Genomic DNA, 20,400 nt, shown 5'->3' with positions numbered 1-20,400 from the left:
CTTTGCGCGTTTTGCGGGGTGCAAATGTAACATCCGTTTTCTAATCTCACAAGCTTTTTTAATCTTTTTTTGAAAATAAATTTTCTACTTTGATTAACTTTACTTGCCAGTATTTAAAAGAACTTCTGCGTCATTGCGGGTGCAAAACTAGCACCTTTATTGCGTTATTCAAGCTTTTTTAAACCTTTTTTTTACCCTTTTCTTAACTTTTACTTTAACTCGCTGAAACCGTGAATTTTGAAAGTAAAAGTTTTTTACACAAAACAGCAGCCCAATTGCCGATAAACATCATTTCAATCCAAAATTACCTATTTCAATACCTTTGCACAACTTTAAAATACCCCTCTTTATTGACTAAAGCTTTCAAAATTCAATCTTTATTGATGTTTTAGCAGCTCTTCACTAAGCTCTACTCCTTCAAAATAGCCTAACTTGCCTGTATTCAAACAAAAAAACTACTCTGGATCAATAAAATGGTTTTATGTTATACCTTATATAGTAATAAACATCCCTTTTTCATTCTCTACCATATATAAGGTAACAAATAGGTCCTGACCTAAAAAAAAACGACACGGTATTAAAGCTTCAATTGATAGAATAAACAGTTGTTTCATTGATAAACGAACAATTCTTTTAATAAAGAAAAAAATGGTGAGAAAGAGAGTAAGTATAACCGAATCTAGGAATCATTGGAGAAGCTATAATTAATAGAATATTAAAGCGACCGTTCTTATATGTCAAATTACGGATGCAACTACAATAATTGGATTGCGAAACCAGGTTATTCACGCCTACGATAACATATCTAATGAAACCAGTTGAGCTATACTTAGTAAAAATATAAATAGATACAGTATCGATAGGCCACAAAAGCATTAAATACTACCATTTCTCAATTTGAATATTGAAACTCAAAAACTAAATACTAATACTGTTCGCTGAAAACTACTCCACAGTAATAAACCGCAACTGCTGCAAATCTCCATTATAAATATTCACATCGACATTTCCTTTAATACCAGGAATTGACGCCTTTTCGGTAAACTGCCAAAACAACCAATCTTCAGCTATTTCTTCCCTGTACAAATTATAATTGGCAATCCAAAAAAGATAATCGCTAAATTCTTCCTTTAAAAAATCATTATAATAGTGCTCACCGGTATAGATAATAGGTTTCACACCGTAATGGGATTCTACCGCCTGCAACCATCGTTTTAATCCTAATTTAAGATTGGCAATAGACTGATTTTTAGGAAGTTTTTCGATATCCAAAACGGGTGGTAAATCTCCTTTTTGAAGAGAAACGGTTTTAATAAAAAGTTCAGCTTGTTCCAATGAGTTTTCGTTCGGACGGTAATAATGATAGGCACCTCGAATCATTTCATTTTCTTTGGCGCCAAGCCAATTCCTTTTAAACTGATAATCTTTCCTATCCTTACCCACCGTAGCACGGATAAAAACATAATGTAAAGGGTATTTTTTTTCTAATGTATCAACATAAGACCAATTGATCTTACCTTGATATTCTGAAACATCGATGCCAATACTTTTTCCCTCATGTTTTTCTAAAACCTGAAAATTCCGAACATCTGAAATGCGTTTGGCATCTCGTTCTGCTCTGATAATTTTATCCGATTTAAAACCAAAATAATACGCTAAACCATTTCTATAATGCAAACCTACTGCAACTAGCAATACAATAAAAAAAGTAACAATCGAATAGCGTAAGAACTTCCCAGAGAAAACCGTTGCTTTCTTTTTAGGCTTACGAACTGCTGTTTTTCTTCGAACGGTTTGTTTTCTCATTCAAAAAACTACTTTTTAAGTACTTTATTATTCAGAACCGATAGTAAAACATACAACAGTATCAACAAAGGAATTCCTAAATAGTGAAAGAAAACCAACAACAAAAGGGAACAAATCAAAAAGACAACTTGAAGTGTATTTTCTTTGAAACTAAACTTCTTGATTTTCAAAGAGAATAATGGAATTTCAGCATTCAGCATGTAAGCGCTCAATAGCGTTACAGCCAATAAAAACCATGTATTAGTCAACAATTCAATTAGCATTAAAGAGTCGGTGTACTTCAAAACTAAGGGCAGACTTAAAATAAACAGCGCATTGGCTGGTGTTGGCAAACCAATGAAAGAATCCGTTTGGCGAGTATCAATATTAAAATTAGCCAAGCGGTAACAAGAACCCAAGGCAATGATAAAACCCAAATACGGGAAGAACTGCAAATGACCGGCCGCTGCGGTAGAGGAATGACTAATCATCATTTGAAACATCACTAAACCCGGAACCACACCGCTTGTTATCATATCTGCTAAAGAATCCAACTGCAATCCCAGTGGGCTGGAAACATTAAATAATCGGGCAAAAAAACCATCAAAAAAATCCAAAAATATACCCAGACAAACAAAATAAAAGGCCATTTCAAAATCTTCGTTAAAAGCAAATACCAACGCGATACAACCGCAAAAAAGATTAAGTAAAGTAATGAAATTCGGGATATGCTTTTTAATAGTCATCATAATAAAGTTTTAAGGAATCAAAGATGGCAAATTTAGCATTATAAGTCAATGAAAAATACGTTTTTAATAGCGATTTACAATAGAAACAGTCAACATCACCCGTTTTGACGGTACTTTTTCTATTCTCAAATTTATTATGTTGAATAAACTACGACAGTAAAGCATTCTATATGCAAAAAAAACAGCGAAAATCCGCTTCATTCGTATCATCCGCGTGCTATTTTAAACTTATAGTAAGAATCCATTAAAGCTAAACCGCACTACCAACACACTAAATTCAACAGTAAAATGAAATAACCTCAGTAAAAAATTATATTTTTGATAAAAATTAAACAGACGTTCCGTTTGTAAAAATGACTCCCTTGAAAAAAAGCTTTTTAATAGCAACACTTTTGGTAAGCACCTTGACATACAGTCAGGCCGTTAGGAAATATTCGAATGAGTTTATGAATATCGGCGTGGATGCGGCAGCATTGGGTATGTCAAATACTGTCGTGGCTTCCACCAATGATGTCAATTCAGGATATTGGAATCCTGCCGGTCTCATTCGTCTGGAAGACCATCAGGTCTCTTTTATGCATGCCAATTATTTTGCGAATATTGCCCAATACGATTATTTGGCCTATGCCAGTCCTATCGATGACCGCAGCGCTTGGGGAATTTCATTAATCCGTTTTGGGGTAGATGACATTTTGAATACTACAGAACTAATCGACAGCCAAGGCAATATTGACTACAACCGAATCAGTTTATTCTCAACTGCTGATTACGGTTTCACTTTCTCTTATGCGCGAAAATTACCGGTTCCTGGATTTCAATATGGCGTAAACGCAAAAATCATCCGACGCATTATTGGAAAATTTGCCAACTCTTGGGGATTTGGTTTTGATGCCGGAATCCAATTCGAAAAAAACAACTGGCAGTTTGGATTAATGCTCCGCGACATCACCACGACCTATAATGTGTGGAATATTGACGAGGACGAGTATCAAAAAATTGCGAATGCGATACCCGGAGAAAATCAGGAATTACCAGAAAGCACCGAAATTACAGCTCCAAAAGTACAACTTGGAATCGCCAAAAAGTTTATTATCCGGTATGATTACAGCATTCAGGCTGCAGTCAATGTAAACATGCGGTTTGCCAGAACCAATGATATAATTGCAACTGATTTTGTCAGTATCGATCCGGCTTTGGGTTTGGAATTTGGATATACTGATTTGGTTTTCGTTCGTGCCGGAGTGGGAAATTTTCAGAATGTACAGCAACTGGACAGTACAGAAAAAGTAGGTTTCCAACCCAATATTGGCTTGGGATTCAAATACAAAGGCATTCAGATTGATTATGCGTTGACCGATTTAGGCAATCAAAGTGCCGCTTTATACTCGAATATTTTTTCGATAAAAGTAGATTTGGGAATGTTTAGAAATTAATTTCGAAGAATATTCAGAATCAAATAGCGACATTGAATCTTTGGCAGTTTTTCCGAAGTTCATACCCAGTTGCAATAACCCGTTTCAATAACAACCCTTTCTGGTTTAACAAAAAACTATGTGCGTCTTTTTTCTTTGAGTATCTTTGTCAGACAAATTCAATCAATGGGATCGTGAATCAGTTCAATCTGTGTCATCCGTGTTCCATATTCTAACATTCTCTTAAATGCATACAGCTTCTTTTAAAAAAATAGCGCTACTACTATTCTTATTTCTAACGCTACACTTAAGTTTCGGACAAAACATCCAATTATCAAAAAATACTCACGTCAGCGTAATCACTTGTGGAACGGGCAATGAATCCTATTCGCTTTTTGGTCACACGGCCATTCGAGTGCAGGATACAGCCAGCGCCATTGATGTAGTCTATAATTATGGTGCTTTTGACTTCAATACTCCTAATTTTGTGATGAAATTCATAAAAGGAGACTTGCAATATTTTGCTGTAGCACACTCCTATCCTGATTTTATCAATCAATATCAATATGAAAAAAGATCCGTTTATGAGCAGGAACTGAATATTCCGGTCGATTTAAAACAGAAACTGTTTGACAACCTGAATACCTCTTTGGCTTCCGCTGACAGTCATTACACCTATAAATTCATTGACAAAAATTGCACCTCAATGGTGGTTGACATTATCAATAAAACACTCGACACGGTTGCCATTGTAAAAAATACCGATACTGATATCACCTATAGAACCATATTATACCCGTATTTTGACGGTCATTTTTATGAAAAATTAGGTACCAGCATTATCTTCGGTAAAAAAGTAGATCAATTGGGAACCAAAATATTTCTTCCGTTTGAATTGCAGAAAAGCCTAAAAAAAGTTTCTTTTCAAAACCAACCATTGGCACAGGAAAACAAAACCATAATAGAATTCAAAAATGAAGCTCCTTTCTCTTGGTGGAATAATCCCTACACGTACTTTATACTGCTTAGTTTCATCGTTTTTATAAACAAGAAAAGCATCGATTTGTTTTACCTCAGCATCATTGGTATACTTGGAATATTCTTTGCGTTTGTTGGGCTTTATTCCTCACATCTGGAATTAGGATACAACTACAACATACTACTTTTCAACCCCACTTTATTAGGATTACTCTATTTTTATTGGACAAAAAATAAAAAAGGAATTTACAATGTAGCGGTATTGAATATACTATCGGTAGTTATTTATTTCTTTTTAATAATCAACAAAGCGCATTTGGTGTTAGTACTACCATTAATAGTAACCAGTGGATTTATTTTAGTGAGACTGGCTATTCAAAACAAGAAACGCATTCCTATCATTATCTAAGGAACCGTTCTAATACTTTTATTAGAATTACTTTTGACAAGCAGTATTTTAACCGCTGATTCCCAATTTTTTTAAAGCATGAATTCGTGTAATTTGTCGCTAAAATAATTATTTCTTATTAGGCAGAAATAGTCCTAAAAATAGAAAGTCATTTTAAATTTAATCTGTGCAAATCTGGCAAAAAAGCAACAACACTGCTTTCCACAATAAATAATAATAATAATAATAATAATAATAGCTACTGTCCCCTATAAAACAATACGGTCGTTATCGTTTTGAAAGCAATGTTCAAATCCAGATAAATACTGCGGTGCTTGATGTAATACAAGTCATATTGCAGCTTGATTAAACTGTCATCAATCGTTTCCCCGTATGAATAATTGACTTGTGCCCAACCGGTAAGACCCGGTTTAATGATGTGCCTAGTTTCATAAAAAGGCATTATTTCAGCAATTTCTTTTACAAAAAAAGGACGTTCCGGACGTGGACCAATAACAGCCATATCACCTTTTAAAATATTAATAAACTGAGGAAATTCATCCATTCTGGTTTTGCGTAGAAATTTACCAAACACAGTCACTCTGGAATCATTTGTAGCGGTAAAAACAGCACCATCTGATTCGGCATTTTTCACCATCGTACGAAATTTCAAAATCTTAAAAATAGCACCATCTTTGCCCACACGTTGCTGTGAATAAAACAAACGTCCCTTGTTCCCTATCGCATTTCCAACCAAAATAAGCGGCAACAATAATAATCCTACCGCAAGACCCAACAAGGAAATCGTTATCTCAAAAACCCTAACTACCAATAAATACAATTTATTCTGATTGCTTCGGCTAAAAGGAAAAAAACGATAAAAATCTCGTGACATATATTGTACCGGAATACGCTGCGTTTTACTTTCATACACCTGCGTATATTCTCGAATGATATTACCGGACTCCAATAAATGCAGTAATTGTTGGTATAGCTCAGGGGTGATACCTTCTGTCTTTTGAGAGGCAATGACAATCTCAGATATACCATTTTCTTTTACAAAAGAAAACAAATCATCTCTTTTTATCAGTTTCACATAATGGTAATCCAAAACCGCATCTTCAGCAACATCAGTGTTAACAAATCCAACTATTTCATAATGCGGATCAATGTTTTCTAATCCTAAAATCAGCTCTTGAACTTGCTCTTTATCACATATCAATATGGCTTTCTGGACAAATCGATTGGATGCCAAAAACAGTACATAAAACATTCGCCATGAAAATAACGTCATAAAAACTACTAAAAAAAACAATACAACCTGAAGTCTGTTTGAGGGTAACTCAGGCGAGAAAAAAGGGGTAAAAAGATAAACAAAAACAGTTGTCGAAACCGTAAGGATCGTATTTTTTAAAACTAAAAACTGATTACTGGCGACTTGAAGATTGTACATTTCGAAAATCGTTGCAAAAAAAACAAGATAAACGACTAAGACAATGGTCCAGAAAGGGGTACTGACAGCTACTGTTAAGTATTCCTGATTAAAAATAGCACCAATAAAATACAAACCCAAAAGAACAAAAAACACATCAAAAAAGCGAAGAATGATTTTTCGCTCAGAAATTTCAAAATGTATTTTCCTTTTAGTAGACATGCTTTGTTTTTGGTATTTTGGCAATTTAGTGATTTTGTCTCCAAATAATTAGAGAGATGAAAAAAAATCAGATAAAATCCATACACGAAAGGATGGTAAGTTCATTGTTAAAGCTATTAACTAAACCACTATCGGCTGGAAAGTGCATAAATTTGGCTTGGCAGACTTGAAGTCTATTAGATTAAAGCTTTTAAATTGGTCGCAGTTCAGAAAGATTCATACAGATTAATCAATGACAATCTATTTAATCTGTGGCAAGAAATATTTCAAAAGCTAAAGCAGGATTCACTAAAGTGCACAGTTTTAACTATTCCTGTGACCAATAAATCACGATTACCACAAATAAAAAACTATTCTAATCAAAATACTATCCTTCTCTTTTTGGGAAACTTTCAAGTCGAATAATAAGCAACGACAAAGCATAGACAAACCCTGGTGCGGCGGTTCGCATAGCGGCATGATTAATGGTCAAAAACCAAAATGCTACAAAACACAGTAAGAAAACATTAAACTTATGTTCCAGATACAAAACAAAAGGGGTAATAATAAGAATCAATAATCCAAGTATTCCCAACATACCATGTTCGGCTAACATACGGGTAATTTCGTTGTGGGATGCCGCAGTCTCTCCTGTTTCGGATTGCCTGATTTCGATTACTTTCCCAACACCGGCACCAAAAAAAGGATGGTCTAAAAAAATATCAATTTCTTCATCTGCTAAATTCTCCCTGCCGGTAAACTGACTCGTTTTAACTCTTCCCGAAGCATCTTGATTCGCATACCGTTTATTGATAAGTCCCCCTGTTTGAAAAGAAGTATACATCCACACTCCTACAATTGCAAGAACAATTAGCACTAAACTATAATTCAATTTAACTCTTCCTTTGTCATTCGACTTAACATATAGAAATGCTAAAAGTATAAAAATCATTACTAAACCAGTAATCATTCCTCCTCTGGAAAAGGTGATAAAACCCCTATAACTAATGTTCAAGGCAAGGAATAGATTGATGATAACAAGCAATTTTGTTTTGGATGCTAACAATACCCGTGAGAAAAAAACAAACATACCAAGCCCTAAAGCGGTTGATACTTGATTGGGTCCAAAACCTCCTGAAGTTTGAAAATTAGATTCTGTTCCGGTAATTACATCTTTTATGATGGGTGTATAAACAGTCAAATAGACCATACAGGTAACAATAGGCAACCCCATAAAAAGCAAGATGCGATTCATCTGTTCTAAAGAAATACTACGCCTAAAAGTGTATATGGAAGCAATCCCTAAACACAAGGGTCCCGAAATATTAAAGGCTATCCTCGTTCTAATATTGGTATCCAGATCCAAAGCAAAAGTAGCAATGATAAGGCCGGGAATTAATAAAATTAAAAAAAGCCAATACGAAATGGCTCCCCTTGAAAACCCACTAAAATACATTCCCAGCAGCAAAAAGAACAGTACTCCATATTTAGATATTTCATAAAGGGGATTTCCACCGGTCATTCTCAAAAAAACCTCGCTTCCTACTACATAAGCTGCAACAAGAAGGGCTTCATTATTTTTATTGCTGCTTTTAATGACATAAATAGTTCCAAAAATAAAAATGGAATACCCGTATAGCTTAGCGGTAAATGGCAATGCATAGACCAAAAGTCCAATCAAGACATGAATAAGCAACAAACAGAGATAGGAGATTTCCTCTTTTTTCATTTTAAATAGTTTCTAACCAATTTAAATAGTGTTTTATAATGACATTCTCTGAATTTCCCTCAACTACACTGGCATACAAGGCATCTCCAAAATCAACTTTAAGAGCATCATTTTCTACTAAAGTTAGCAGTGCAGTATAAAACAGATCGACATTCTGGGCTGGAACAATAAAACCATTTTTACCGTTCTGGACCAAAGCAGCTATTTCTCCAACATTTGTAACTACTATAGGTTTCTTATGCCAGCCATATTCTAAAAGTGCAACAGGTAATCCTTCTGATTTTGAAGTAAGGACAGCAACTGTCGATTGATCCAAAATATTTTTTATATCTTGTTTCGAGCCGTAAAGAAACACATTTTTTTCTAAATCAAACGCAACAATTGAATCTCTGATTTCCTTGGAATAGTCATCTCCAAAATCTTTACCAATCAGATGAAAAGTCCACTCAGCGTTAAACACTTTTAATTTCTTAGCAACTCTTAATAAGGTAAAATGATCTTTCTGCTCTCTTAAATTAGCAACACAAACAATCCGCTTTCCTTCAATTCCCCTTAAAATTGTATGCTCGAAAACAGCATTCTCTTCCGAAGGGAAGTTAGGCAGATAAATGGCAGTTCTACTGTTGATCCGCTCATCAGCCCAGTCTTTTAATTTTTGGTTTACGGCAATTATTCCATTAAAAAACGGAAGGATTATTCGTAAAATACCTGATGGTCTTTTTGACAAAAACTCACTGTTTCCGTAATGGTCATGCCAAATTAACTTCAAAGAAGGCAACGTTAACTTTAGTAAAAAAGCAAGAAAAAAGGAAGAACTATGCGCATGAACTACCGTTACCTTATGCTGCAGAACATAATTTCTCAAGACAAAAAGAGCTTTAAAATCAATTGTTTTTTTCTTATTGAGATATAAATAGGATACTTTAGGATCAATCTGAGAATATAGCGCACCATCTTTTCTCGTCACTACTAAACCTGAAAATGTTATATACTTAGTCAATGCATTGGCATAATGAACCGCCATGCGCTCTGCTCCTCCTGGCTCTAAACTATCTATTAATTGAATAATTCTCATGATCAAAGGAGTTTTTCAATTTCATTTTCAAATGCATCTAAAGTATAGGTTCTGGACCAATCACTGCCCTTTTTAGACATCATTTGAAAACAACTTTCATCATCCAAAACCGTTTCCAATTGTCGGATATCATTTCCTAAATTCATTTCCAGCAAAATACCGCTATTCCCATTATCCAACATATACGGAACACAAGACACCGCTGTTGCCACTGGCACACAACCCCAAAACATGCCTTCGGCAATTGCTTTCGGCCAACCTTCGCTTTCAGATGGCAAAACCACAAAATGACTATTTTGATAGGCTTTTTTTATAATTTCCTGATTTTGATTCCCTTCCAATACAATTATTCCTTCTAATTTATGCTTCAAAATATAAGACTCCAATAGGGCTCGCTGAACTCCTTCTCCATAAATCCTTAACACAACATCGTATCCTTTTTGAAACAATTCTGCAACCAATTGAACAGCATACAGCGGATTTTTCCCTTTTACCAAAGTCCCCACAAAAACAAAAGTAACCGCGCCTTTTAATTCTTTTGGCAACAACGGCAATCTATCCTGATCCGGATAAGTTGCCGTAAAAAAAGACTTTATATTTTTAGTCTGATTGGGCCATGCTCCATACACTAAAACCTGCATATTTCTGGTCAGGAAGGAATTACTTAAAATCCATTTCTGCAATCGATAACTCCAGGGCTGTTTTGATTTTGGATCCCAATTGCCGGCATATTTGGCGGTTTTCGATATACTCGGATATAGCATTTGAACAAAACAACCCAACAAACCTATATTTCCTGGACATCGCAAATGAATGTGATCGGCGGCTTTCATGGCTTTAAAAATTTGCCACAATACAAAAGGCGTTTTAAAAACTGTCTTTAGTACACCGGACAAACCATTGCTATTGAAACTAGAAACTTCTCGAAAATCAATTTTTGGTGTTACATAAGAAGAATCAATTGCACTTTGTGTTGAATTATGTACTGGTGCTACAATTATTACCTCATCAACATGTTTTAACCAAATATTCATTTCGCGCACATACGGCGCATAAGCGTAGTATTTCTGCTGTTCAAAAATGTGAGGAACATGAGTGATGATGGCAAATTTCATTAGTTACGATATAACATTACTATCAACGATTGAAAGTATTCTTTTTATATAATTAGCTGGGTGCAAGTAGTCCCTACTCCAATTCAAATTATTACTTCCTATTTCAAGATATTTTTTATTCATCAGTAATTCTTCAATTTTACTTGGTAATTCTTCGTAAGAAGAGCGTGAAGTTAATTTTAAAAAATTTTCATTTTCATTAAAATTATTAAGACTAATTTTTAATGGAGTTGTGATAACGGCTTTTCCAAATAATAAATATTCTCCAATTTTCCATCCAGGAGTATCTTTTAATCCATCATCTGCAATTCCTATGTCACACTTTTTAAGAAAATTAAAATATCTATTAGTAGATGTGCTTTTTTTATCTATCAATAAATCTGGAGCTAATTTAGCAGACAAACGATCTGGAAACAAACCAACTTTTGCATTGTCAAAATTCTCTTTTACTATTCTACATGAGGCAATACGAAATTCATTTTGTAACCTCCGACACTCTTTTTCATCAGGATCAATATGATTGTCAGGATTCCACAGCCTAGTATAGAAAATAATCTTCCCGCCATTATCTTTAATTTCTCTTGGTAGTTTCCTAATATCCATAGCATTATGAGATGAATTTGTAAAAGTATTAAAATAATCAAGTGCACGAATTATTTCAATTCTATTCGCTTTATTTACCAAATCTTTAATGGTAAATTTAGTTAGCAAAACCAATGATTTATAAGAATAATTAACTTGAAAATTTAGTGGGTAAATATTATATTTTTCATCAATAAACCTTAGAGACCTTTTTAAATAGTAATCATATTTTTTAGGATCATCCAGAAATAAAACATCATCAGAATAGTCAAAATAAAAAGTTTCGCTATTGAAATAAAGTATAGCTCCATTCCATGAAACTTTAGGACTAATTTGAATATTAAATTCAACATTATATTCTTCACTAAAATAAAAACACGAAAAAATAAGCATATTGTGATGGGGAGTCCAATGATGAATTTCTAATCTCATAACTTTTCTTTCATATTTATTTTAGGCTTATTAAAAATCAAACTCAACCAACCTACTGTTCTACCAAAGGCTTCAGTAAAGGCTTCCTTCTGTTTTTTTGTTGTAAATATATTGCTCAATCGAATCAATGTCAAAAGTATCGTAATGGAATGCCACTTCATTTTAGCATCAAATGAAGGCTTCCTGTTTTTTGTTCTCCAAACATACCATCCATTACGCACTACCATTTTTCCATATTGATATTGATTAGGTCTTCCTGATGGATCATGATAATGATTCAACTGCACTTTTGTATTGATTACATTACTTCCAAATTGTAATGCCCTAATACTAAAATCAGCATCTTCATACAAACCATAACCTTCAAAATAAGAGGAAAAGTGGATGGAGTCAAAAACCTTTTTCCGAAAGGCAAACGACATCCCTATAAGTAAATCAACTTTATAGATTTTAGTATTCAAAGGAAACCCACAGGTTTTACCATGAGAATAATCAGGCATTCTTCCGGGTCCAAGATTGGATTGTAATCCTAAATAATTACGAACCACATTACGTTGACCTTCTTTGTATACAAATTCATCAAATTGAAAATAATGATATTTATTATAATATTTATTAGGTTCCGCCAAAATCCAATTATTTTCATTTATGGCGACTCCTCCAACACCTGAAATGGTTTCATTATCTGCAAATGTTTTGATAAGCTCTTCAAAATAACGTTGCTCTAAAACCGTATCGTCATCTAGAAAACATATAATTTCCATCGCGGTTCCAACACGGGCAATACCATAATTTCGTTGTTTAGTTAAACCACGATGTTCCGAAGAAACTCTAAAATAGTTTAAATTATCAAAATAATTTTGAGTTAGAATAATTTCCGTTTCATCATTGGTAGAACCATCCACAATTAAAATTTCATCAGGATATAAAGTTTGACCCTGTACCGATTGCAATAATCGCAACAACGGATTGGGGCGCATGTAGGTACAAATGATCAGAGTAAATCGCATATACTATTATTTGGTAGCTATGAAAATTAAATTATTATAACCCGTTTTTCGATTATAAGTCTGACCCTTTAAAGTATAAAATTCTTCTAATGAATAAACATCAATGTTTTTAAATCCAGCATCGAGTATATCTTTAGTCAATCCTTTCTTATCATAATAGTATCCTGGTACTTTGTAACCTTTGAATCCAGTATATCTATTTCCTGCTTTTTCACCTAAAATAAATGAAAATAAATTTCTAAGTTTAAAATAATACGTTTTAGCCAGTGTACCTTCCTGATTATGAACCGTCCCTATAAGGACTCCTTCGAATTTTAGCACTTCATAAGATTTGTTAAAAATGGCTTGGCGATCTGTTTTTTTAGCTACATAGGTAAGCATACTATTGAAAATAACTATTAAATCAAAAGCATTTTTCTCAATTTTAATATCTTTAGCATTTCCAACTATAGTCTGAGTAATCGCATCTATATTCCATAATTTTAGATTAAAATTACATTTCGTAATCATATTTTTTGAAATATCAGAAGCAGTAATATTTTTGGGAGCAAAATATTTTGCTGTTTCATTTATTTCTCGTCCTGTACCACATCCGAAAATTTTTATTTTTTCTATCAGTCTTGTTTCTTTTTGCCTTTCTTTAGCTTGTTCAAACATGAATATCTCAAAATCCGCAGCGATACTATTTTCCTGATCCTGAGTAGCAATAACGGTTTCTTTTTCCCAAAAATCTTTATTTTCTAATTTCATTTTTTAATTTTTATTGTACTCCCTAATTTGTTAAAATAACTTTTATTTTTAGCAACAACAATGTTTAACAATTTATATAAATTAAATACAAACGGATTTAATATCATAAAATGATGGGGTTCCTCAAAATAAATAGTTTTGGTATTGAATTTAGATTTAAATGCTATAACTCCTGGTGATCCCCCCATTGAAATATTATAACCAACATAACCAAGCCTCATCGAAATTTTAATAGCTTCCCAATGTATAAGATACCCTAGTTTTAAATCTGGTTTTTCTTTTGAAGTTCCCCCACTAATATAGGTTATATAATTTCCGCATTTCACAAAAAACCCAACACCTTTTATTTCACCATTTATTTTGGCTACTATAAAATAGCATTTATCAGTATTTAGCAATGATAAAAACGTTTTTTTAAAATCGGAATAAGAACGTACCGAATAATTTCCATTTTTCGCATTTTCTTCAATCAATTTGTAAGCTTTTTCACATTCATCATCCGATTTCGCAAAAGTTATTTCAGGACTGTTTTTGTACGCTAATTTAATATTTCTTCTTACTTGGACTGACATTTTTTCAATGAAATCATGAGGCGATAGCGAATCATAAAATGAAACCCAATTTATACCATAAGAACAATAAATATATTTGAATTTTTTACCACTAAATACTTCTGGAAAATCACTTGTTATCATAGAATGATTATAAACCTGTTTTTCTACAATTTTTTCTTGAGAGATGGGCAAACTAAATTGGGCATAACAACAATTATATTTTTTTGCCCTAATTTTTATTTGAGCTACCAATGAAGAAATTTGTCTCTCATAACCAGAAGTTACTACAGGACCATGTGGTATGATATAAAATTTAAAGAAAAGCTTTTTTGCTATTATGGCACCAAAACCCCCAATTACCTTATCCTTTTTAAGAACAATTAAAACTTCAAAATCAAAACCGTAGGATTCATATGATTTTAACCAATCTGAGTAAATCAAATGACTACCGTGATTCTCTGTTAACAAAAAAGCATCCCATCGGTCCAACCATTCTTGTTCTTTTGTGAAAAATAGTTTCATCAATTGATAGTTCTAAAAATTAATTCCGAGCTGTTTTTCACAAACACAACTCCATTTAAGTCAACATCTAAAACTACAGTATCAAAATTAGACCAATACTCAACTAATTCAGTAAGAGTTGGATTCCAAATTTCATTATTTATAATTTTTGCCCCTAAATAGGTAAAGTTGCCAGCCACAACAGCATCAATTGTATTGGGTGTGGCAAACATCCTACCTGTATGGTAGGACATAGGCACCGAAAAATAGGTATGCGCAATGAATATCCCTTTTTCCTGTATCAAATCATCAATGTTTTTTTTACTTAATGCTTTTTTAAAATCAACCATTTCAAGGGTTTGAAAAATATAAAACTCTTTTTCAAAAATACGATGTTTAAACAAAATCGGTTGATACTTGGCCAGTTTATACGGTTTTATTTTAGTGCGTTTCCAAAAAATAAAGACAGAAAGGATTGCAGCACTTAGTTTGAACGCATTCTTTAGTAATGGAAGTAAACTGCCCGCCTTTTTCTGAAAAAATAATTTTTTAAAATGAGTCGCAGTACTTTTATATTGCAATAGCAATACATCATCATTATAGTAATGAAATATAATATTCTTGATCATTAACTGCATCCTTTTTATAAAATGCAAATCTTTATTTCCAATCAAAAAACGCGACAAAGTAAAATGTTGAACATTGAGCTGGTTGATGACCCCAGAAGTCGCAGTACCAGAATCGATATAATTCCATAGCGTACGGATGTTTTTTTGTTCTAAAGTATCTTCATAGACCTTATTAGCTACTTTTCTGTTTTGAAAAAGAGACAAATTATAAGGTTGATAACCATGATCAATCCAGGTTTCCACATCGGCAAACGGTGGCAAAAAACTATAGAAATCATCAAAACTATCCTTTTCTGATTTTATCGATTGCGACAGTGAATGATAACACAATTCATGTCCGTCTTCCTTCCATTTAGTCAATTCTTCGGCATCATTCCGGAAGGACGCATTATCAGGTCGTTTGGAAAAATGATTTAAAAAAAAACCTTTGCTAATTTTTATCGCATTCTCCTTAAAAAAAGTCCGCTGTAATGAAACATTTTCTGCCGTATCAAAATCACAATGATCGGTAAAAACGGCTATCGCTGAAAAAGGAATTTTAGATCGGCTAATCTCTATCGCTTCATTTGAAGTAAATAATAACGCCGGATGCTCTTTAAAATTAAAATTTTGTTCGGCTTGGACAATTACTTTTTCATTTTTGCTCCCTAAATATTGCGCCATTGGTGAAGACATTTCCGGATTAAACCGCCAAAGTAAAACCCTCGCATTATTTTTGTTTACTTCCCAAATACCATTCGTAATATTGGCCTGAACAAAAAACCCATTACTCAATTGGATGATTTTGGGGGAATATTGATTAGCAACACAATCAACAGGACATCCTATCCAGGTATAATCGTGATTTCGGAATTTAGCAATAGGAATAGTAAAAACAATTTCGATATCGAATGAACTTGCTTTTTCTATATTAAATTTCGAAAAATCGATAACCATCTTATGATCCTGATTTTTATCAAAAACACAATGGCTAATTTCGGATGCTGTTAGTATTGAAATAGACTGGATCAAATGACTTAGTTTATTGAGTTCGTTTGCCTAATGCCATTAATTTCTTGGCATAAAACAGGGATTTTCTAAATTGGATATTTTTGTAGGGAATTCGAATGAATCGAAATAAAAAAAACATTTTTGTTCCTTTGAACAGGTAAAGAAAAAAATGCTTTTGCTTGTATTCTAATACTTGTTGAGGGGTATAATGTTTAACAATACCATACAAAACTGTGGGACTTGGCACAGGCCGAATCCATTTTACGGGAGCATCCAATTCCCAAGGTTGTGACTTGCGTTTTTTCCCTATAATCTTAGCCTGAGTTCCCCAAAACCGATATCCTCCTGTAGGGGGTTTAAGATGTAAATTTACCGAGAATGGGTTATGTAATACCGTAACTCCTATTTTTGATAATGACATTCCAAAATCGCTATCCTCTCCGTAACCCCCATCAAAATTAACATCGTTTCCTGCCAATTGCGTTACAAAGTCTCTTTTTACACAGGAATTGGCATTACTAAACATTTGTGCACAACCAGCTATCCATCTTTTATTCCCTAGGTGGTCTAGTTTTTTTTTCAAATCCTTTAAATCTTGCTTTTGATGATCCGCTCGAATGTCCAAGCCATTGCAGGCTCCACAATTATTAGTTTGTAAAAAACGAATGTGATTTTCTATAAAATCAGGTGGAATTCGGATATCATCATCCCCAAAAATAACATAATCACCCGTACATAAATCAATGCCTTCATTTCGTGCCCTACAGCTTCCTTTCGATTCCTGCCATTTTACAATTAATTCAAACGGGTATTTTTTCTGATGATACAAACCCTCGTCACGAAAAACTTCAGGAGTTCCATCAACTATAATTACTTGAGTAACAGAATAACTTTGTTGTTCTAAATCAGTTAGTAGTTGCAACGTATAATCTTGACGAAGCATAGTAGGAATAATATAACTCACCTTTGGATTGCCTTCTACGGATTTTAAAACTCTAGGCTTTACTATTGGTTTAACGATAAATTTTTTAAAAGTATTCTTTGCATAAAAAAAAGCATCCCATTCGTTCCATTTCCAAAAACCTTGTCTATAAATCATATATAGGGCATGCTCTACCTTGAAATTTTTTATAAAAAATGTATGGCGATCTCTAGCCGATATTTCTACCTTTTCAATTGTATTAATTTCAAATAAATTTTTTATATATAATGATACTGCACCTGAATTTCCTACCGCATTATAACCAAAATCCAGAGCTTGCATGTGAAGATTTTCATATTCCCTATCGAAACCGTTTACTTTTTCCCAAACCGATTTCCGTACCGCAAATGCATTGGGATTCACCCTCCAACTCACACACTCGGAAAGACCATCAAAATCATTTAAATACCAAAAAAAAGTAGCCGTTTGATAGACCAATTCTGGAAAAGCATTTTTATACCCTTGCTCAAATGAACTATGCCAAATATCACCTAAACCAATAGACAAATTATCTAATTTTTGTAAATTTGGATTGCCAGTATATAGAATTATTTCTCCTTTTGAATTTACAAATTCCTTAAAATTAATCATTATATTGAGCTATTATATCATTATAAAATTTTATGGATTGAATTGCAGTCACTTCAGTAGAAAATTTAGTAGCAATTGTTCTCCCTGCATTTATTTCAATCATTTTTCTTAATTCTTCATTTTCTAATAACATCACTATTCTTTTTGCAAAATCATCATGTTTATCCGGCTGCACTTTAAATCCATTTACACCTTCTTCAATAATTTCGTTACTCCAACCAATATTTGAAGCAACTATTGCTTTTTCAAGTGCCATGGCTTCAAGCCATGAAACAGGCATCGCCTCAGCATAAGATGGAAAAATACATACTGTAGCATTATTTATATGCTTTTTTATTTCCTGATAGGGAACACTCCCAAGGAAAGCAACTCTTTTTAAAGCTTCATCTGAAAAAAGACCCTCCATCATTTGCAATGTTGAGGCGTTACCCGATATTTTATCAGGCATATCTTTACCTATTAAAATCATTCTTGTCTTTGGTATTTTTTGTATCACTCTGTTAAAATAATGAGGTATTTCCAACACTCCCTTTTTCCTAATAATCCCTCCAAAATACAAAATGACTTGTGATTTTTCAACTGCTGGTTTGGGTTGAAAGTTTTTCAAATTAATACCATTAGGAATAACAACAATCTCTTTTTGAAGATTAAACACTTTATTTGTTAAGTCGCCTGTATATTGGCTAACAGAAATTATTCCATCGGCTTTCTCTAAGGCTCTCTTTTCATGAAATTTATTCTTCAATTTAACTTTTCTTCCATCTAAATGACAAAAATAAGTATCTGAACCATTTAACCTTATTACTAAAGGACATCTTGTTTTTATAAAGGAAGTAATCCCCTCCCAATCGGGTGCTTCAACGATATCCAAAGCATCGCAATCATTAACTCTCCTAATTACTGTTTCAATCTTTTTTCGGGTTAAAAACCAAGAAAGTCCTTTGAATTTTACGTTCTTAATTTTATAAATTTTTAGGTTATCTTCTATAAAGTTTTTATCTGTTTCTTGGCCATAAACAAAAACACTGACAGTATGGCCCAAGTTAACAAGTCCATCGCTTAAATTCTTTATACTTGTTCCTATTCCACCAACACTTTTGGAATCATGAAACGGAAAATGGGATGTAATAAAACCAATATGCATCTTATCTTTATTTTAGTTTTAATAGTCTCTTAGCTGCTCTTTTAATGCTCTTTATAAACAATTCTCTCTTCTTCTTTAAAAAATACTTGTTTCCAAATATGTTTTTTATCTTTCCTGCATGAGTAAAATGGATATTAAAATCTAAATGTTTCTCAATATCAAATTTTTCAATATTATTTAAAATTTTCACTTCATTTTTATTAAAAGAAATAAATACCATTTTTCTTTTATCCTTATGAAGACTCGCATTCATTATTTTTGTAAATATCCCAAAATCAAATTGTTTATTAAAAACAGTATAATCTAAAAATCTAGAAATAAAAATAAATTTTCCAAGTAAAAAATATACTGAATTTACTTTTTGCTTTTTTATATTATTTATGGATTCATAAATACAAAAAGGCGGAATAATACAATTGTTTATCAAAACCAAATTACTTTTAATTTCAATTTTATTCTCTTTTAATTGTGACCAATAAAACAATTCATTTTCATTGTCAAAAGAAAAATTAACTTTCAAGTAGTCTTCAATTATTTTATCCGGTTTTTTTAATGCAATAATGGTATTTTCTAAATATATTTTTTCTCCTAAATGATTGTATGCCTTCCAACGTTCTGGAAAATAATCTTTATCGTTAAATTCCTTGCTTTTTAGGCCATCAAAATTCTTAAATGGTCTTATTACTTTCGAATCATTTTTTTCTCCTAACCATGCCGTCCACCATGAAAAGGTAGAATTGCTTATTATAAAATCATCGCACAACGAACCGAGACAAAGCTGCTCTATTTCATTTAATCCCGTTCCAAAAAAAGCATTTTTTAAGAATGAAAAGTGAAATTTACAATACTTGATATCATCACTTAAAACAATCAGATTACAAGATTCCCAATCCGGGAAAAATTGAGCCAAACTATTTAAATAATAATTTATTGGTAATTGAAAATAATCAGGATGATTAACAAAATCGCCTCTCCTGATTGAAAGCAGAATGGTCCGCTTATTGAAAGTACCTTCATATAAAATTTTAAGCCGATTGATTAGAGCATCCGAAAATTCAAAATAATGTTTGGTTAATACACTGTCAAAGTATTTTTCTGTTTGAAACCATCCACCGGAAAGATCATAAGCTCCCGTTTCTAAATTCCACTGATGAAAATTATATTCTTTTTCTTCAACATTTATAAAACTTGAAAGGTCTAAGGTTAAAAGTGGTAATTTGTTTTTAAAATATTTCTGATATTTCCAATCTAAAAAAGCGAAATCCTGTTTATTTGCAACTGCTAGGCCAATAGTAGACGCAATTTGAAAAAGCTGATTCCCCAAATGTCCTTTCTTCCCTATCTTAGTGTATGTTAACATTTTACAAAATA

The 20,400-nt window shown here is 32.9% G+C and carries 16 protein-coding genes; 2 read left to right on the top strand and 14 right to left on the bottom strand.

Annotated features, from left to right (window positions below; translation table 11 throughout):
- Positions 1 to 945: 945 nt before the first annotated feature.
- Together BMX64_RS15210 and BMX64_RS15205 are read right to left on the bottom strand one after the other, a co-directional pair.
- On the bottom strand, positions 946 to 1,806 hold the full coding sequence (locus tag BMX64_RS15210; protein WP_091174303.1) for a glycoside hydrolase family 25 protein: 861 nt from the start codon (positions 1,804 to 1,806) through the stop codon (positions 946 to 948).
- An 8-nt stretch (positions 1,807 to 1,814) separates the two neighbouring features.
- A complete protein-coding gene (locus BMX64_RS15205; RefSeq protein ID WP_091174299.1) occupies positions 1,815 to 2,531 on the bottom strand; it encodes a CDP-alcohol phosphatidyltransferase family protein in 717 nt (238 codons plus the stop codon).
- 365 nt (positions 2,532 to 2,896) lie between these two features.
- Between BMX64_RS15205 and BMX64_RS15200 the strand changes: the two genes are divergently transcribed.
- On the top strand, positions 2,897 to 3,967 hold the full coding sequence (locus tag BMX64_RS15200; RefSeq protein WP_449528459.1) for a putative type IX sorting system protein PorV2: 1,071 nt from the start codon (positions 2,897 to 2,899) through the stop codon (positions 3,965 to 3,967).
- A 226-nt stretch (positions 3,968 to 4,193) separates the two neighbouring features.
- Entirely contained in the window at positions 4,194 to 5,333 is a 1,140-nt protein-coding gene (locus BMX64_RS15195) for a lipoprotein N-acyltransferase Lnb domain-containing protein (RefSeq protein ID WP_091174297.1), read from the top strand.
- Positions 5,334 to 5,571: 238 nt separating this feature from the next.
- Here the strand turns inward: BMX64_RS15195 and BMX64_RS15190 are convergent, their stop codons facing one another.
- The 12 genes from BMX64_RS15190 to BMX64_RS15135 form a co-directional block, all read right to left on the bottom strand.
- The gene (locus BMX64_RS15190) at positions 5,572 to 6,966 is read right to left on the bottom strand and encodes an exopolysaccharide biosynthesis polyprenyl glycosylphosphotransferase (RefSeq protein ID WP_091174312.1); all 1,395 of its coding nucleotides are present in this window, start codon (positions 6,964 to 6,966) and stop codon (positions 5,572 to 5,574) included.
- 367 nt (positions 6,967 to 7,333) lie between these two features.
- Complete coding sequence (locus BMX64_RS15185; protein ID WP_091174293.1) at positions 7,334 to 8,674, bottom strand: O-antigen ligase family protein; 1,341 nt, start codon at positions 8,672 to 8,674, stop codon at positions 7,334 to 7,336.
- Between the two features lies 1 nt (position 8,675).
- On the bottom strand, positions 8,676 to 9,749 hold the full coding sequence (locus BMX64_RS15180; protein ID WP_091174288.1) for a glycosyltransferase: 1,074 nt from the start codon (positions 9,747 to 9,749) through the stop codon (positions 8,676 to 8,678).
- Between the two features lie 2 nt (positions 9,750 to 9,751).
- Positions 9,752 to 10,864 (bottom strand): glycosyltransferase family 4 protein, encoded by a 1,113-nt coding sequence (locus BMX64_RS15175; RefSeq protein WP_091174285.1) that lies wholly within the window; start codon positions 10,862 to 10,864, stop codon positions 9,752 to 9,754.
- A gap of 3 nt (positions 10,865 to 10,867) precedes the next feature.
- On the bottom strand, positions 10,868 to 11,878 hold the full coding sequence (locus BMX64_RS15170; RefSeq protein ID WP_091174283.1) for a hypothetical protein: 1,011 nt from the start codon (positions 11,876 to 11,878) through the stop codon (positions 10,868 to 10,870).
- Positions 11,875 to 12,888 (bottom strand): glycosyltransferase family 2 protein, encoded by a 1,014-nt coding sequence (locus BMX64_RS15165; RefSeq protein WP_091174278.1) that lies wholly within the window; start codon positions 12,886 to 12,888, stop codon positions 11,875 to 11,877. The genes BMX64_RS15170 and BMX64_RS15165 overlap by 4 nt, the downstream gene beginning before the upstream one ends.
- A gap of 6 nt (positions 12,889 to 12,894) precedes the next feature.
- Entirely contained in the window at positions 12,895 to 13,638 is a 744-nt protein-coding gene (locus BMX64_RS15160; protein ID WP_091174274.1) for a class I SAM-dependent methyltransferase, read from the bottom strand.
- Positions 13,635 to 14,714 (bottom strand): lipid II:glycine glycyltransferase FemX, encoded by a 1,080-nt coding sequence (locus BMX64_RS15155; protein ID WP_091174270.1) that lies wholly within the window; start codon positions 14,712 to 14,714, stop codon positions 13,635 to 13,637. The genes BMX64_RS15160 and BMX64_RS15155 overlap by 4 nt, the downstream gene beginning before the upstream one ends.
- Positions 14,714 to 16,258 carry a hypothetical protein gene (locus BMX64_RS15150; RefSeq protein ID WP_091174267.1) on the bottom strand — a complete coding sequence of 515 codons (1,545 nt, stop codon included), beginning with the start codon at positions 16,256 to 16,258 and terminating at the stop codon, positions 14,714 to 14,716. The genes BMX64_RS15155 and BMX64_RS15150 overlap by 1 nt, the downstream gene beginning before the upstream one ends.
- 85 nt (positions 16,259 to 16,343) lie before the next feature.
- Positions 16,344 to 17,885, bottom strand: coding sequence for a glycosyltransferase family 2 protein (locus BMX64_RS15145; RefSeq protein ID WP_091174263.1), 1,542 nt, complete (start codon positions 17,883 to 17,885; stop codon positions 16,344 to 16,346).
- Complete coding sequence (locus BMX64_RS15140; RefSeq protein WP_091174260.1) at positions 17,878 to 19,029, bottom strand: glycosyltransferase family 4 protein; 1,152 nt, start codon at positions 19,027 to 19,029, stop codon at positions 17,878 to 17,880. Before BMX64_RS15140 ends, BMX64_RS15145 begins: the two co-directional genes overlap by 8 nt.
- 7 nt (positions 19,030 to 19,036) lie before the next feature.
- Complete coding sequence (locus BMX64_RS15135) at positions 19,037 to 20,389, bottom strand: alpha-1,2-fucosyltransferase (protein ID WP_091174253.1); 1,353 nt, start codon at positions 20,387 to 20,389, stop codon at positions 19,037 to 19,039.
- Positions 20,390 to 20,400: the final 11 nt, after the last annotated feature.

This window comes from Flavobacterium sinopsychrotolerans, from assembly GCF_900110375.1.
Taxonomy (GTDB): Bacteria; Bacteroidota; Bacteroidia; order Flavobacteriales; family Flavobacteriaceae; genus Flavobacterium; species Flavobacterium sinopsychrotolerans.
This window is presented reverse-complemented; position numbering and strand designations above follow the sequence as displayed.